This window comes from Pontibacter virosus, assembly GCF_003096355.1.
Classification (GTDB): domain Bacteria; phylum Bacteroidota; class Bacteroidia; order Cytophagales; family Hymenobacteraceae; genus Pontibacter; species Pontibacter virosus.
In genome coordinates, this window is record NZ_QEKI01000017.1 from 94,390 (window position 1) to 110,816 (window position 16,427).

General features: G+C 44.2%; 13 protein-coding genes. All 13 read left to right on the top strand.

Annotated features, from left to right (window positions below; all coding sequences use genetic code 11):
* Nucleotides 1–22 precede the first annotated feature (22 nt).
* The 13 genes from C8E01_RS18780 to C8E01_RS18845 all read left to right on the top strand — a co-directional run bounded on the left by C8E01_RS18780 (nucleotide 23) and on the right by C8E01_RS18845 (nucleotide 16,322).
* Complete coding sequence (locus C8E01_RS18780; RefSeq protein WP_116544995.1) at nucleotides 23–3,199, top strand: Eco57I restriction-modification methylase domain-containing protein; 3,177 nt, start codon at nucleotides 23–25, stop codon at nucleotides 3,197–3,199.
* Nucleotides 3,200–3,747: 548 nt separating this feature from the next.
* Nucleotides 3,748–4,437, top strand: coding sequence for a recombinase family protein (locus C8E01_RS18785; protein ID WP_116544996.1), 690 nt, complete (start codon nucleotides 3,748–3,750; stop codon nucleotides 4,435–4,437).
* A 78-nt stretch (nucleotides 4,438–4,515) separates the two neighbouring features.
* Entirely contained in the window at nucleotides 4,516–5,697 is a 1,182-nt protein-coding gene (locus C8E01_RS18790) for a DUF3800 domain-containing protein (RefSeq protein ID WP_116544997.1), read from the top strand.
* A 474-nt stretch (nucleotides 5,698–6,171) separates the two neighbouring features.
* Nucleotides 6,172–6,813, top strand: a complete 642-nt coding sequence (locus tag C8E01_RS18795) for a hypothetical protein (protein WP_018480078.1) — start codon at nucleotides 6,172–6,174, stop codon at nucleotides 6,811–6,813.
* 345 nt (nucleotides 6,814–7,158) lie between these two features.
* Complete coding sequence (locus tag C8E01_RS18800; protein WP_116544998.1) at nucleotides 7,159–7,569, top strand: hypothetical protein; 411 nt, start codon at nucleotides 7,159–7,161, stop codon at nucleotides 7,567–7,569.
* A gap of 116 nt (nucleotides 7,570–7,685) precedes the next feature.
* The gene (locus C8E01_RS18805; protein WP_165820694.1) at nucleotides 7,686–8,192 is read left to right on the top strand and encodes a Fic/DOC family protein; all 507 of its coding nucleotides are present in this window, start codon (nucleotides 7,686–7,688) and stop codon (nucleotides 8,190–8,192) included.
* Nucleotides 8,189–8,425, top strand: coding sequence for a hypothetical protein (locus C8E01_RS18810; RefSeq protein ID WP_116545000.1), 237 nt, complete (start codon nucleotides 8,189–8,191; stop codon nucleotides 8,423–8,425). Before C8E01_RS18805 ends, C8E01_RS18810 begins: the two co-directional genes overlap by 4 nt.
* A gap of 146 nt (nucleotides 8,426–8,571) precedes the next feature.
* The gene (locus C8E01_RS18815; RefSeq protein ID WP_116545001.1) at nucleotides 8,572–9,693 is read left to right on the top strand and encodes a hypothetical protein; all 1,122 of its coding nucleotides are present in this window, start codon (nucleotides 8,572–8,574) and stop codon (nucleotides 9,691–9,693) included.
* 1,148 nt (nucleotides 9,694–10,841) lie between these two features.
* A complete protein-coding gene (locus C8E01_RS18820) occupies nucleotides 10,842–11,306 on the top strand; it encodes a JAB domain-containing protein (RefSeq protein WP_116545002.1) in 465 nt (154 codons plus the stop codon).
* Between the two features lie 244 nt (nucleotides 11,307–11,550).
* Entirely contained in the window at nucleotides 11,551–12,492 is a 942-nt protein-coding gene (locus C8E01_RS18830) for an ArdC family protein (RefSeq protein ID WP_116545004.1), read from the top strand.
* A gap of 395 nt (nucleotides 12,493–12,887) precedes the next feature.
* Nucleotides 12,888–14,528, top strand: a complete 1,641-nt coding sequence (locus C8E01_RS18835; RefSeq protein WP_116545005.1) for a T9SS type A sorting domain-containing protein — start codon at nucleotides 12,888–12,890, stop codon at nucleotides 14,526–14,528.
* Between the two features lie 293 nt (nucleotides 14,529–14,821).
* The gene (locus C8E01_RS18840; RefSeq protein ID WP_018480089.1) at nucleotides 14,822–15,115 is read left to right on the top strand and encodes a hypothetical protein; all 294 of its coding nucleotides are present in this window, start codon (nucleotides 14,822–14,824) and stop codon (nucleotides 15,113–15,115) included.
* Nucleotides 15,116–15,884: 769 nt separating this feature from the next.
* Nucleotides 15,885–16,322, top strand: a complete 438-nt coding sequence (locus tag C8E01_RS18845; protein WP_116545006.1) for a plasmid mobilization protein — start codon at nucleotides 15,885–15,887, stop codon at nucleotides 16,320–16,322.
* Nucleotides 16,323–16,427: the final 105 nt, after the last annotated feature.

A 16,427-nucleotide genomic window follows, 5' to 3' on the forward strand; every position in this document is an offset into this window, starting at 1 on the left:
CCGTAAACTTAGTCTCCAACCGATGGCGCAACTCTACTCCCCTATATTTTCCAGAAAATACCTCAAATCCAAAGCCCAGAATTTCCATCTGTCCCAGTTCCCAGACTTGGCAAAGAAGCGGGCACTCATTGAAAAATGGCAGAGTGGCATTAAAAGTGGCAAAATCCTGAAGCAGAAAGAAGAGGAACTGCAGAGTGAGTTCCTGAATATTTTCTTTGGGGAGGTGCTTGAGTATGTGTACAGCCCAGAGGCAACGAGGTGGAACCTAAGCAAAGAGCACAAGTCTGACTCAGACAGTACAAAGGCTGACGGTGCATTGGGTTATTTCTGGATGTTCGGTAATGAACGCAAGGCAGATGTGAGGGCTGTGATTGAACTGAAGGACGCACGAACTGACCTGGACAAGCCGCAGAACCGTCTCCACGACAAGCGGAGTCCCGTAGAGCAAGCCTTTAGTTACGTTCCGAAGGCAGGCGGCAACTGCCGCTGGGTATTGGTCAGTAATTTTCTGGAGATAAGGCTCTACCACCACTCCGATCAGAGCCGCTATGAGCAGTTTGATGTGATGCAACTGCATGAAGAGGCAGAGTTGCTTCGCTTCCTATTTCAGGTGCACAAGGACCGGCTAATCCTGGAGCACGGAGAGTCGGCAACAGAACAGCTCTATAGGGAACGGCAGGCAGAGGAGCATAAGATTACAAAAAACTTCTATGGGGACTATAAAAAAGCTCGCTTAGACCTGTTCCGGCATCTCCACAGTCAGAACCCGGAGGTACCGGAGCTAACCATATTCCAGAAAACACAGAAGCTGCTTGACCGTGTAGTATTTGTGTGTTTCTGCGAAGATTTGACAATCATACCGCCATATACCTTCCGAGGTCTGCTAAAGGCAGTAAAGGAGGACAAATTTAATCGGCAGGACACTAGGATTTATGAGCGGGTAAAGGACTTATTCTTTGCCATCGATCAGGGCTACCCGGAGGAAGGAATCAATAAGTTTAACGGAGGCCTCTTCGCCCCCGACACTCTCCTTGACAACCTACAGATTAAAGACAGCACGCTTGAGCACATCATCTCCCTCGAGAAGTATGATTTTGCCTCAGATTTGAATGTGAACATACTGGGGCACATATTTGAGCAGAGCATCTCGGACATAGAAGAAACGAAAGCCGAAATAGCCGGACATGACTTTGAAGCAAAAGCAGGGAAGAGAAAGAAGGACGGTATATTCTACACTCCTGAGTACATTACCCGCTATATCGTAAAAGAAGCTGTGGGAGGATGGCTGCAGGATCGGCAACGAGAGCTAGGCTTCGAGAAGCTACCGGAGCTTACGGAAAGTGACTACGCCAGCATCAGATTCGATGCAAAGAAAAAGCTGGTGACAAACAAGGCGGTAGAGAAGCACCTGAAAGCCTGGGATGCTTACCGGGAGGCCTTGCGTAACATCAAGGTGCTGGACCCGGCTTGCGGATCCGGTGCATTCTTAAATCAAGTATTTGATTTCCTGTTCCAAGAGGGGCAGCGCGTGAACAAGGAGCTTGCCAGATTGCGCGGCGGACAGTTTGAGGCCTTTGACCTAGACAGACACATCCTGAACAACAACATATTCGGTGTGGACCTGAACGAGGAGAGCGTTGAAATCACTAAGCTCAGCCTTTGGCTCAAAACTGCTAATAAAAGCAAGGAGCTCACAACACTTGATGCCAACATCAAGTGCGGTAATTCCTTGGTCTCTGATCCGGCAATTGCTGGAGAGAAGGCTTTCGACTGGCAGCAGGAGTTTCCTGATATCTTCAAGCTGGGAGGCTTTGATGTGATAGTAGGGAATCCACCTTATGGAATCCTGATTGGCAAAGAAGACCAGCGTCATTTCATCGAACACTTTCCAAACACGAAGTACAAGACGAACCTTTACGTGCTCTTCCTAGAGAGAATGTTTCAAGTATTCGACAAAGGAGTGGTCCATTTCATTATCCCTAAGTCCCTCCTGTTTAACTCGTACTACGAAAGCATCCGAAAACACCTAATTGAGCGATCGGAGATAAACGAGATCTTCACTATAGCCGAAAAGGTGTTTGAGGATGCGGAAGTTGGCGGGAGCTTGTTGCTGCGGTTCACGATAATGGAAAATCCTGATCCAAGTAATATGGTGCGATTAGCATCTGTCGAAACAACCGAGAACTTTATCACTTCCTTGGACATAAAGGAAAACAGTTTGCCGCAATCATTCTTCCTAAGTGTCCCTAATTGTGAAATATCAGTTGTGTCAGCAGACTCCCAGTCGATACTGCAAAAGCTAAACAAGCTTAGCACCATAAAAGCCTACTACACTTTGAAGAACGGGCTGAACCCAGGAAACGTGAAGCACATTTTGATATCGGAACACCCCGAGACAGATAAGCACAGACCCATTATCTGGGGAAAAGACATATCGAAATACAGGATAGAGTGGTCAGGCGAATACATTAACTACGACAGCTCTTTAGGAGACCGGATCAGCTTGGAGGAGATAAAGTCTAAGGACGGCATGAACAAGCAAAACCGCATTGATTTTGCCTTGCGAACACCAGACTTATTTGAGCGGAAAAAGATTGTAATCAGAAAAACCGGGGACTCTCTTATAGCTTGTGTTGACAGAGGTAGTTATTACTTCGATACGCTGGTGCATGGCATATACCAGGAAAAGGAGGAATTTAATCTCGATTATCTGGTGGCCCTGCTTAACTCAAGACCTGCTACACTGTTTTACCGCTTGTTACATGATATCAAGGGTAAAGTCTTTGCTAAGATTAGCTTGGATAACTTGGCTTCATTTCCAATACCAGAGGGAACTCCAACGGAAAGAGAACAATTAGCCACAAAGGCAAGAAATGCAGCGGAGCAAACCCAGGAACTGTTCACGCTCTCTCAGAAGTTTCTAAAGTTGCTCTCCAGTGAGCTAGGTGTTAGCAAGCCTAGCAAGAAGCTGGAGAAATGGTATGAATTAACCTGGGAGGAGTTTGCCAAAGAACTAGTTAAGTTGAAAGTAAAGTTGAGCCTGGCTCAAAAAGCCGATTGGCTCTCCTATTTTGAGGCGCAGCAAAAAGCTGCTGCTCAAATACTGCAACAACGTCAACGTTTAGATGATGAGATAGATCAGATGGTTTTTCAACTCTATGGGCTCACGAAAGAAGAAATTGAGTTGATATACGATTAGCAACGAGTACTACTTACTTTACATAAAATAACTTATCGGCTGAACCGCCACAACAGGCATCAATTCAATATATACTCAGATTGAAAGCGACTTTTATAAATAGAGAGGATAATAAAGTTTAGAGGGCACTCCCAATGTGACTACCAGTTGTGACGGCTATAATCCATTCAAATAAATCGCGAACGCATCTGTGTTTACAACAGATCGTCAACGGTGAAAGCATGAGCTATAATAAAGGCTAAAACATCCCGACAGATATTTTCATAGAGGCGATGCACTTGACGTATACATTTCCCTTCTCTTTCCCGTCCGTGAAGGTTAACACCACCTAATCTGTGACCGCGGCGGCGAGCACCTCCACCCCTGCCGCTACTGCATGAAAGCTTTGGCCTCCGCTTCTCCTTTCGACTTCCTAATTTAGAAAATCTCTGGCAGAGCTAGGGGTTTCTGGAATTATCTCACCTTATAACCTTTTACAAACGTCCGTTTATAAAAGGTTATAACTATCTTTGCCCCGAGTTTCACCTATATAATAAGGAGTAGCGAAGATGAAGTACGTAGCCTACTACCGGGTCTCCACCAAGAAGCAAGGCCAGAGCGGGCTGGGCCTGGAGTCACAGCGCGAAATGGTGAAGGGTTTCCTCAAGCCCGGCGACACGCTGCTTGCCGAGCACATTGAGGTGGAGAGCGGCAAGCGCAACGACCGTCCGGAGCTGGAGGCGGCCATCGCCCTGGCCAAGCGGGAGCAGGCCCAGCTGCTGATTGCCAAACTGGATCGTCTCAGTCGTAACGCCGGGTTTATCTTTAAGCTGCGTGACAGCCACGTGGACTTTCTTGCTGTGGACATGCCGGATGCCAATACCCTGACCATCGGAATCTTCGCCGTATTGGCCCAGCATGAGCGGGAGGTAATCAGCTCCAGGACCAGAGCCGCGCTCCAGCAAAAGAAGCTACAGGGTTTTGCCTTGGGTACGCCTGAGAACCTGACCCAGGGAGCCAGGACGAAAGGACTTCAGATACGGCAGGAGAACGCAGCATCGCACAAAGCCAACCGACAGGCCACGGAACTGATCCAGATGTATCGGGAAAAGGATATGACCTATCAGCAAATTGCTGACCGGCTTAACAGCCATGGCTTCACCACCCGCAGGGGGAAGAAATTCTTTGCCATCACCGTTCAGCGGCTGCACATCCGACAAGGGCAGCTTGAAACGGATGCCCTCACCAGCGTAGTTTAGGCTTACTATATTTATATTGAAAGTGCTTCATCTTTTGTATCTTATGTGGCATAAGAGTTATCACCCTATACTCCTCCTATGCAACATGTACATATTTTTCTGGATGAATACGGAAACGCCAGCCTAAACCTGGATAAAGCCGGTACCTTCTCCCATTTTGTTCTGACAGCCGTGCTTTTGGATGATACGAAGCTGGAGCAGGCCCGGCAGCTAAGGGAAACAATTAGCCACCGCTTCTTTCAAGGCCAACCCATCAAGTCTAGCCGTATTCCCAATGATGAGAAGGGCTTCCGGAAAAGATTGGAGGTATTAAGGGAGCTGCGCCAGTTGGACTTCGTGGTGCTGGGGATGGTCATCAACAAGAGCAAGCTGGAGGGAGCAGGTTTTGATCATAATGATGTGTTCTATAAATACTTCAACAGAATCTTTCTCAAGCAGTTTCCCAAAAACTTCACTGCTTTTTCGATTCATGCCGATCAGCTTGGCTGGCCAGAGTTTCGGCGCAGCCTGCACCATTACATTGAAACTAAGGTTATTCAGCGGGATCTGTTTACGCCGGAGCGCTCTTATCGCCTGGTGGAGGATAAGGCAGAGGAGCCCCTAGTGCAGCTGGCAGATTTTCTTTCTGGTTGCCTGGGCAAGATTTACTGCACCAGTCACAGCCACGAAAAGGCATCCGCCCTGTTCGATCTGCTGCACGACCGTACGTTCATTGATTTTTTCCCTTTTGAAAGAACAGACTATCTCCTCTCCCCTACCCCCGAAGACCGGCAGAAGAACCATCTTATTCGAAGAATAGCATCGGAGTCCGCCCAAGAGGCACTCTCTGGTAGAAACAGCCTTTCGGAGGAGGCGCTTGCCGTGTTGCAGTATCTGTACCTGATGTTCCGCACCGCGCCTGACCGCCTCATCGAGAAACGGGAGATCATCGATAAGCTAAAAAGAAGATTTCCGACTTTTTCGGAGCAGCAGCTGCGGGTTTGTGTTCAACACCTGCGCGACAACGGGGTGCTAATCGCAAGTATCCAAGGTAAGTCAGGCTATAAGCTTCCTGACGGCGTGGAAGATATTGCTGGCTTCTATAACCGTTACCTCAACAGCATTGTTCCGATGCTTAACCGCATCAATATCTGTAACCGAAAGTTGATGGTGAATAGTGTGCAGGAGGTGGATCTGCTTCAATCAAACTCCGCTTATTCGCTTTTGAATGAGTTGATCAACACACTGGATAAGGAGAAGCATGCCTCTTTAATCGAGTAAATTGTTGTTTTTTAAGTACGGTGCTTTGGGAGATACTAGAACACTCTTTCTGCCTGTCACAGTTATACCTAAATTTCAGTAAGGTGCATTAAGATGACTTCCTAGCAAGAATTCAATCAAATAATATGTATTACGTAATAATTATTATTTAATATGTTTTAAGTAAAGCGTAATATATTTAATTGTAGAATTATTTTATTTCATCATAGCGTAGGTGCTTTATAAGTAACCAGTTACCATGAAAAGAAGAACGCGGCCCTGCCATGACTACTCCTTTAAGCGTTCTCTTTCACTTAAGATCTTCCATAAGCTAACACTGACTGATTAATTTTATCGGGGGTATTACATTTGGAAGTCGTTGCTTTATGATAACTAGAACATCTAGTATATTCGTTAATCCAATTCCATTTATATAACATTCGCGACTGGCTAAGTGGAATAACCTCCTTCAACTTGCGACCTGTAATTTATAATATGGCAATACACATTATCGATCAGCTTGAAACAACTGAATGCGGACCAGAGGCAAACAATGGAAAGGATTACTTACAAGAGGTTTTTCTAAACCAAGGCTCTATTGACGGTGCTTGTGGACCTTACAGTATTCTTATGGGGCTTTTAGCTCTAGGATTAGCAGATAGAAATGAAGTGATTGCTTTTAATACAGATGGACGGACAAGGTTAGGCAAGCTGATAAATAAGTTGAACAATGATTATACTAGCTTATTTAAACATGGTACTTATCTAGATGATTTAGAGAAGATCCTATTAGATAGTTATGGCAGCTTAATTGACGTAGAAACTAGGGAAACAAAGAATAAGGATTTAATCAATTTTACAATTCAACATTTAAGGGAGAACCGTCCTACTATCGTTGGGATAAATTTTTCTGGAGGTGGGCATTGGATGTTAGCTGTTGGATTTGAAGAAAATAAAGAAAAGGAAATTTTTAGGTTATTGTTACTTGACCCTTCTGGTGCCAAACCCATAGTGTCTTCATGGAATTCAATCATTGATCTGAATGTAACACAAAAGGGAAAGTACCCATTTAAGTGGTGGACAAACTCTTGTCATGTACAATTTGAGCAGGCAATAACAATGTGGCGCAAAAGCTAAAATAATAGGTATCAATGTATAAATATAGCAGATAATGCTGCCTTTAGGCATCAATATCAAGGTCATTAGAGGGCATCTGCTTTAATTCGTAAATATTACCCTTCTACTCACGATGATATTGCTCGCTGTTTAGTTCGATTACTTTTATGGATTCCTCTTGCTTAATAAGCATTATTTAATAAATAATACTTATTAAGCTTTCCCTTACTCTATTAATCAATATATAATATGTTCGGTCATTCCTGGTTATAAGTAAAGCCTACTTATACTTGTTAATGTAACAATATATTGTTACATTTGATAAGCCTATTTCGTATACCAATACAGGCATTACCATGAGTTAGCATGAACAGAGTAAAAGGCATTTTGCAGAACGGGACCACGATCATACTGGAAAACTATGACCAGAGCAACGTGGATGATATGTACTTCATCAAAGCCATAGAAGCTACGAACCGGTGCAATCACAGAACTATAGCAGAGTACTTCAACGGACTGATCAGAAGCCTGGAGACAGTGCAGCAGGAGGTCAGGGAGCAGAAAGTACAGCAGCTTTTATCTCAGTACAGAGACAGGCCTGTGGTATCGGAAAAGGTTCGCCAGGAGCGGAGGGAGCAACTCGGGCAGACAAACCACATCGCTGCCTGCGAGGGCTACGAGGAAGAGGAGCTCAACAAGGTGCTGGACGAGCTGTATATCAACGGGCAAATCACCCCTGAGGAGATGACCGAGGTATTCAACTTAAAGTATCTGTGATGAACGACAGGTACTGCTATCCCGGCACCAGTGTGCTGATCAATCATTTTGACATCAGGGACGCAGCAAAGTTAAGCAAATTAGAGCTTACTCATTGGAGGCATAACGTATTGGCTTTGCCTGATAAACTGCCCAGCCAGCTAAAGTTTGATTTAACGCTTTGGCAGCTGATCCACAAGGAAACATTTGGCTCCGTCTACCCTTGGGCAGGGGAGCTCCGGAGTGTGATGATCTCCAAAGGCAATGCCGTACATGCCGCGCCACGTATGATTGAGCCCTATACCAATCACTTACTCCAGGAGCTGAAGGCAGCAGGGTATTTAAAGGGACTGGACAGAGAGCAGTTCCTGTTGAAGGGATCTTATTTTTTTGAGGAGCTGAATGCCATTCACCCTTTCCGGGAAGGAAACACCAGAACACTAAAGGTTTTCTTTTCCCTTTTGTCCCGACAGGCGGGGTATGAAATAGACTGGCGCAAGGTTTCGGCACAGCAGTACCAACAGGCAGAGCAGGCTTCATTTGCTGCAGGAAACAAAGGCCCCTCCCCTTTTTACCCGCTGTTTAAGGCGGTCCTTCAGCCTGTTGAGTTATCTAATAAGCAGTCTATCAGGTTCAAACTATGAATGAGATTAACCAAGGGGAGACATGCGCAGCGTGTGATCCTAAGACCCACATCAGCGCAGAGGTGAAGGCCATGTTTAAGCAGGCAAACCTAACGTGGGAGAAGTTGGCAGAGCTCGATGAAGGCGTTGGCCGTGGGAAAGGGAGCTATAGGCAAACCTTTTTGGCCAGGCTTGTCAAAGCCCAGGAAACGCTACAGAAGGTCGGGTACAGCATCCGAATCGAGAAAGGTTAGTTCTGTAAAGATTTATATTTTGTACATTGTTAACTTTGAAAGAATTTAACTTACCCAAAGATTTTTATCAACCTGTTTCCTGTAAGGAGGAGGAAGGACTGTACCAGTGGCTGAGTTGCCAATTCGTACCTGTATTTTTGTAACTTATGCAACACGAGAACAAACCCTCTGAGGCCCTTTTAAGCGATCCGACCTACTTCCTAAGTAGGATTGACCGGAGCGTAGCCGATAACATCAGAGACATTGAGAAGTCCTTTGATGAAGATGCCGGTATTGTAAAAGACTTCATCGTCTTCATTTCGAGGAAGATGAAAAAGGACCTATTTGGTTTCACGAGGTTCACGCTTTCAGAGTTCTGCAAAGAGACAGGGCGCAACAAACAGACCTTGTGTGAGGTGCATCCCAAGTTCAAAAATAACCCCAAAGCGGAAGTGCCGGAATATTTCGGTCACAGGTTTGAGACAACCTTTGACTATGCCTTGTTCCATATGCTGAGCAATAACATCATCTTCTCTCGTTCCTACGAGTATAAGCATCAGGATAAGGTGATAGAGCTGAAGAACTTTGCCATTCTCAAGGATATTAAGGTTAGCATCGACAGACATACCAACACCATCAAGATTTATGATGTCCGAATATCGGATGAGCTTATGGAAGGGTTCTTCCGTAGGTACTATACCATCGACACCAATGGCTATAAGCATGTAGGAAAAGGGCGTGGCGGCGACGGGCGCAAGAGCCTGTACATTTTCCTTTACAAGACGCGTCACCAGCTGCTTAGCTCAGGTAAACGCATCACAAAGTTGCCTATAGATCTGTTGGCCTCGGTTGCCCATATTGAGTCAAAGGAACCTCGGTTCAAGAAAAAAAGTGTGAAGAGGGTACTGGACTACATTCGGGAAAAAGGAAAACTGCCTTTTGACTATACTTTTGTCCAAGGGGACCCAACAAAAAAGTACCAGGAGCTCTATTGGGTTAGTTTGGACTTCTCCGTATATCACGAGGTTATGGAGGCGAAGGAGGATCACAACTTTTACATTGCCTTGTTGGAGCGCATGCGGGATCTTTTCGACCATACATATGGGAACCATGTCCAAATCACTGGAGAGAAAGATACTTTTCAGCGTTGGCTTACTAACTCGGACGCGGACCTTACGCACAAAGCAAATGAGCTTTGCAAAGCATATTTTAAGGTGCACAACAAGGATATCACACTGGCAATGGCGAAAAAGCTTATTCGGGGAGGTCTATTCTCCGACGATAATTAAAACGCTATTCAAGTATTGTCACACAGGGCATAACTAAAGTCTATATGGAAACTCCCTACATTGCCCTTGGAAGGACTTTAAGCAAGTGTTCTAGCCTATTATTCAAGTATTGCCACGCATACAAGACATAAAGAGCCAATCTAATATATGGATGAGATATGACTTTTGCAAAATACAAACTTGGAGAAGATGTAGAAGTAAGCGGTACGTTCACAGGATTAGGTGACTAAAAAGGTAGAGTCACCGAAATAGTGTATGACAAGCTGAGCAGCCAATTCTTCTATAACGTGCAATGTGGAGAGAATCGACATTATGCGCAGGAACGATTTGTCTCTACTGTACAGAGACTTAACGAAGGCACTTGAATATTGATAGAAACTTCTAGCGGATGTCTCCAGAATGCCACAAGCGTTCTTTCTGAGGGTCTCTTGACAGGTTACGTTACTGCAAGCCATATGAAGCGGCAGGTTTAATGTATCGCATCGATATTTTCCCTTATGGATGCCTTCTTGAGCCAAGAGGATATTTACTATTCAAGTATTGCCTCACTCTGTCAGAGCCGTTCATGTATTGCCTCAGTAGCCGGAGCCGTTCAAGTACTGCCACAATCCATTCAAGTATTGTCTCAAGTCGTTCAAGTATCGCCACAAATTGGCTATTCCCCTCAACAATAGCTGTTTTACCTACTCAAGTATTGCCTCAAGCCATTCAAGTATTGCCACGCTTCTCCAAAGCTGTTCAAGTATTGCCTCAGTAGCAATAGGTCATTCAAGTATTGCCACACCCACAATGCACCCCATTGGCTCTATTCCGTACAGCCGTTCAAGTATTGCCACTAAATATATATACTTCTATATACTTCCTTATAAATAGTAATTTGAAATGTCGGAGGGGTTCGTGAACAATAAAGATTTAACAAAAGGGAAGAGAAAGAGACTTGCGCTGCGAAAATTACACAACTTCTTCACAAAAACAGCTAAAATATGACCAGTGCTTTAATAACTAGCTATGAAGTCTAAAGATTCCTACACAGGGCCGGGGAAAATAAGATAAAAGCATAAAAATTATACATACATAATGTAACTTTTAATATACATATCGTATATATTAATATATCTTTTATATCAACCCCTTTAAATTTTGTGTGTATGGAACAGACTTCAACAACCGTCAGCCAGATTGCAGAGGTAAAGCTCAGCTACCATCCCCAGGTGAAGCCCTCCGAGCGCCCGCAGATTAGGAGTTCTAAAGACAGTTACACTTTCTTCCTACAGCTATGGGATGAGGGCAGCATACAGTTCCGCGAGCAATTTAAGGTTATGTTATTAAGCAGGGCAAACAAAGTGCTGGGAATATTTGAGGTTTCTACCGGTGGCGTGGCCGGTACGGTGGCAGATCCCAAACTTATCTTTGTCGCTGCGCTCAAAGCCAATGCCAGTGGGATCGTTTTAGCTCATAATCACCCATCGGGCAACTTAAAGCCTAGCAGTGCAGATATTAGCCTTACTAAAAAGGTGAAGGAGGGCGGTAACTTACTTGATATTGCTGTTCTAGATCACATCATCCTTACCAATGAGGGTTATTATTCTTTTGCAGACGAGGGACTTTTATAAAAGTCCCTTACTCCTTCAAATCTCGGCTGTAAACCAACCGTAGCGGCCCGCCTGACGGCGGGTTTTCTTTTTTTCTTTCTGTAGTAATGCCTGTTCTACAATACCACACAAGCAATTTAGCGCTAACATAAGGGGAAATAAAAACTCTATTTTGTGGATAAATTTAATATACCAAATGTAACTAAATAAATACATTACGTATATATTAATATAAGTTTTGTTTAACCTTCTAAAGCTAAAAGTTATGAACGCTTATCAAAAATTCATTCAACTGGCAGATCAGGTAACAAATGAGGTCATCGAGCAATTAGAACAAGGCCAGGTATTCTGGAGAAAGCCATGGACATCTTACGGATTGCCTAAAAACTATGTATCTGGCCGCTATTATGAAGGCTTCAATGCTTTCTTTCTGAACTACCTGACTGATAAGAAAAGCTTTAGGACGCCCTATTTTCTTACCTATAAACAGGCTAAAGAGCTGGGCGGGCATGTAAAGAAGGGAGAGAAAGGAACCCAAATCATCTACTGGAAAGTTTACGCCAAAAGTGATACCAGGGAGGATAAAGGCACTTCAGGAGAGACAGAGGAGGTGTATCAGAGAAGGTTTGTCCCTTTTATTTGGACTGTATTTAACATTGTTCAGGTGGAAGGAATAGAGTTTACCCTCCCTTCTGTTCATGAGCGTACCGATCTGCAGGTAATAGAGGCTTGTCAGGAGGTGGTGGATCAATACCCTATGCCACGCCCGAACGTTCAGCACGGAGGCTCCCAGGCCTACTATGCGCCTTTTAATGATACGGTACAGATGCCGGAGCTGAGCAGCTTTGTTTCCTCTCAGGCTTATCACGCGACTTTGTTTCACGAACTGATTCACTCTACAGGCCATCAAACCAGGCTTAACCGTTTTGCTGATGAAGAGAAGGCGGCCCGGTTTGGCGACATAAATTACTCTAAGGAGGAGCTGATAGCCGAGATGGGAGCAAGTTTCCTCAACGCCTTTGCAGGTATCAAAGCGGAGGTTTTTGAAAACTCGGTGGCTTACCTGCAGGGATGGGCGAAGAAGTTTAAAGACGATAAGACCATGATCATCTATGCAAGCACAAAGGCTTTTAAAGCGGCCAGCTATATCCTAAACCTACAGGCAGAAAGTAACTTGGGGGCAGAAGCAACAACTATGGCAGCGTAGCCTTTAGAAAGATCTTGTCTGGTAACATCAGGCAAGATCTTTCATTTTTAATACTGATGGGGTTAGCTGCGGAAGTTTGAAAGATGAAATCCCGCCATGGCGACCCGCCTTCGGCGGGATTCCTTTTCTTAGTAAGTTAGGGCTTACGGATGATGTTGCCTGATTACTTACTCTTGATGCCCTTTTTTCAATATTGTTAGCAATTAGATGTGCTTAAAAAGACACTAGTTATGGCCAAAACCGAATCTGGAGCAGAAATCGGTTGAGGTACTTTGGGTTCTTTCAGGCGGTAATCTCTAACGGGTTCAGTATTTTATGTTAATATGAATATATAGTATATTCGATAATTCGTCACCGCTCGTACTGCGGTTAGAAACTACCTTGCCTGCATCTATATGAAATACATTCTCCTATTCGTCTGTCAGCTAACTGTTAGTTTTGCGGCAGTTTGCCAAGTTCCTCAGTGGTCAGATTTCAAGCTGTTGGCAGGACAGTCACATGATGAGGGGAATGCGATCACGGTAGACAAACACGATAATACATACCTAGCCGTTTCTTCGCAGAATCCCCTAAGCAGCCTCTTTCATGAACCTTTGCCGGATGAGGTTTGCAATGTCATACAGCCTGTTCGAGGCAATTCATATAACGGCGCTGTGTTTAGGTTCGATTCTTCCCGAAACCTTACCTTATCCGTTGTGATAGAGGGGGCTACACTTGGCCAAATTGGTGTTGACGGCGCTGGGAACATTTACGTGTCCGGCTTAATGCAATACGGCGCACAAAGGGACGCTTTTGTTAAGAAATACTCCTCCACCGGTGATTTGATTTGGTCGAAGCTGGTAGAAAGTGCCTCAAGCGGGCGTAATGCAGATGATTTTATCACGTCCTTAGATGTCTCTTCGGATGGTTCCCTAGTGCTCTGCGGTCTCGGCTATGGTGACCAGGTGGCGCTGTTGGGGCAGTACCATCCTGGTCCTCTTAGCTTCGTAGCCAAGTTAAATCCGGACGGGGAAGTAGCCTGGACCCAGAGCTTTGGAAGCGATCTGGGCTATGGGGCCTTCCGGGTTAAGTTTGACGGGGCTAGTGATGTATTGATGGCTGGAAACGAGAAAGTGGCTGGCACTAACGAGCTCAGGGCTACATTCGCAAAACTTGAGGCCATGACAGGGGATGTACTCTGGAAGAAGCAGTTCCACTCAAACGGGCAGTATGTCCCTAGGGGAACGGCCATAAGCACCACTTCCAACCTCTATGTTTTTGGCGGTACTTTTGGTGGTGAGCTCACAATCGATGGTATTACTGTCCGTGCACGTGGCGCCTTGGATGTTTTCCTGCTGCAATGCGACCTGGACGGGAACATTAACTGGGTAAAGACTGCCGGCAGTTCAGGAAGGGAGACGCTGTATGATTTAGCAGAGGATAATGGAAAGATCTACCTGACAGGAGGATTTGCAGACGGATTTCAATTGAATAGCACCTCTTACGCCTCCAAGGGAAACACAGATGTGTATATAGGCGCTCTAGACAATGACGGAAATACACTGTGGGTGCTGACAGGTGGCAGTGCAGATCAGAAAGATGATATAATCCGTGATGAGAAAGGATCAAAAATGGCCATTAATTCAAAAGGGCACCTTCAGGTAATAGGCACTACTATTGGCAGGGGCAATTTCGGAAGCCTTAATTATGTTGCATCAGAGGAGACACTCACAAATGCCTTCTGGCTTACTTTAGGAGACAAAGCATCAACTTATACGGTATACTATCCTTGTGATGGAACTACTGTTCTTGATTTTTCGCTTACAGTATATCCCAATCCTTTTGAGCAAAGCCTGACAATCTCGAATTCGCAGGGTCTGAACCTGGACTATAACCTAGTTCTTACCAACAGCGTCGGCCAAAAGCTGGATGAAAGGTATTTCCCTGATTCGAGCACTATTACTGTTGATGCGTGGAATGCTCTTGCTGCAGGGGTGTACTTTCTCAAAATTGACGCTGGCGATTATTCCAAAGTGTTTAAGCTGATCAAGAAATAACTCAGCGTACAAATTTTTAAAATTTTATATCATCTCGGCTTGTAAACCTTTCCGAATGGCTGGATGGACACAGCAGCTGCTTTCTCAGAGTACTTGCTTGTGGTTTAGTAAAGAAAAACCTCCTAATTCTGTTATCCAGATTGCGCTTAGACAACAGGAATAAGAAGAATAGACGATAAACTTATCAAATACTTTTAGTATCAAATTGTATATGTTACGTATATATTTGTAGGCATCTATCCTTAGATGTTTTATCTTAAAATAAACCACCAGTATTCGTTAGTTATAGGACAATGCAAATTGAAGATAAGAGCCCTAAGTTTGAGTTAGGTAAGCGTATGCTCGAGAATGAGCAGCTGACTTCCCTTTCTGAGCTGTTTGATATCGTGCCATATACTCCCGTGGCCAAAGCACTAGGTGTAAACAACCAGCGACTGCGAAACAAGATTGACGATCCCCGTTCCTTCCGCGTAAGTGAGGTGCTGGACCTGGCGGTACTATTGGATGTCGATGCAATCAAGCTCTTTGCCTTACTTCAAGAAACGATCAATAAATCGGCACCTGCTGAAGGAATAAGTAAATTATAGTCTTGCTAAGCTTTAAACTGCCTACTACCCTACTGATCAACCTCTCGCTTTTTCGCCTATGAATCTATATGAGTTCAATAGTATTCTTTCACTTAATGACAGGGCACAGGCGGTATGGGATGAGGGGCAGTTTCTTTCAAACCGCCTTGATGGAGAGTACAAGGTATGCCTCTACTACATGGGTGATTTTTTTGCAGAGGTTTGGGTAAGTTCATGCGATAGCGATAGTAGTATATGCCATGTGCGGGCTTTTAAGAGCCGAAGGCTTCTGGAACCTTACCTCTCCCCTATCGACCTGTCTACCCTTTTCTGATTCTTTCTGCTTTTCGTCTCAAACTGTCAACTTTGACTATTAAGCTGCTTGCTTTAATTGGCAAATATTTCTAGCTGAAAAAAACAATTATTATTTAATAACTAATGAATATTATGTTAATAAATAATAACTATTATTTAACATCTAACAATTAATAATTATTAGATGTTTGTACCGTTGGATTTAGCACCTGAAGATATTTCTTACAGAAGGTAGTCATCATCCATTCTTTCCTATTCTCTCTAGCTTGCCCAATGCTCCGTCTTTGGTGTATTACTCTTCCTCTCCCCCCTTCCTTGTATTATTTGCCTGGAATTCTTTCTTTTGATGTATGGTGGGCTTTGTATTGCAAGATGTGTTTTGAGTCCCTCAAAACCTCTTGCCTTGCTTTCAGCGTAGCTATCAGCAAGGGGGAAATCCACTCGCAACTCGTGTCTTTTATTGAGCAAAGAATGTATGGAAGATATTAAGAAAGCAAAGGGAGGGCGTCCAAAACTATCGCCTGAATTAAAGAGAGCCAGACAGTTAAAGCTGACCTTTTCTGATAGCGAATACAGGCAACTGGAGGCTGAGATGACGGCTGCAGGGCATGAATCATTGTCTGTTTACCTGCGGAAGAAGGCGCTGGCGCAGCCTGACGATTTTATTGCTAATCCTAAAGAGTTAATCGCGGTTTTGGATAGGCTCGGCCCAGAGATCAGCAGGGTTGGCAACAATATAAATCAGGTAGCCAGGTATGTCAATTACCTGAAGGCAAACAATATGATAAACCTGCAGTTTCTTGCCGATTTTAACAGACACATGATAGAGTTTAGTATCATAGAAAAAGAATTGGTCAAGGCGCTTCGCTCTTTTCTTCGGATTGCTGCTGCAAGGTTTAAAAAGTTTAAATAATATTTATTATTTAATAAGTAAGAATTAATAAGTAAGAATTAATAAGTAAGAATTAATAAGTAAGAATTAATAAGTAAGAATTAATAAGTAAGAATTAATAAGTAA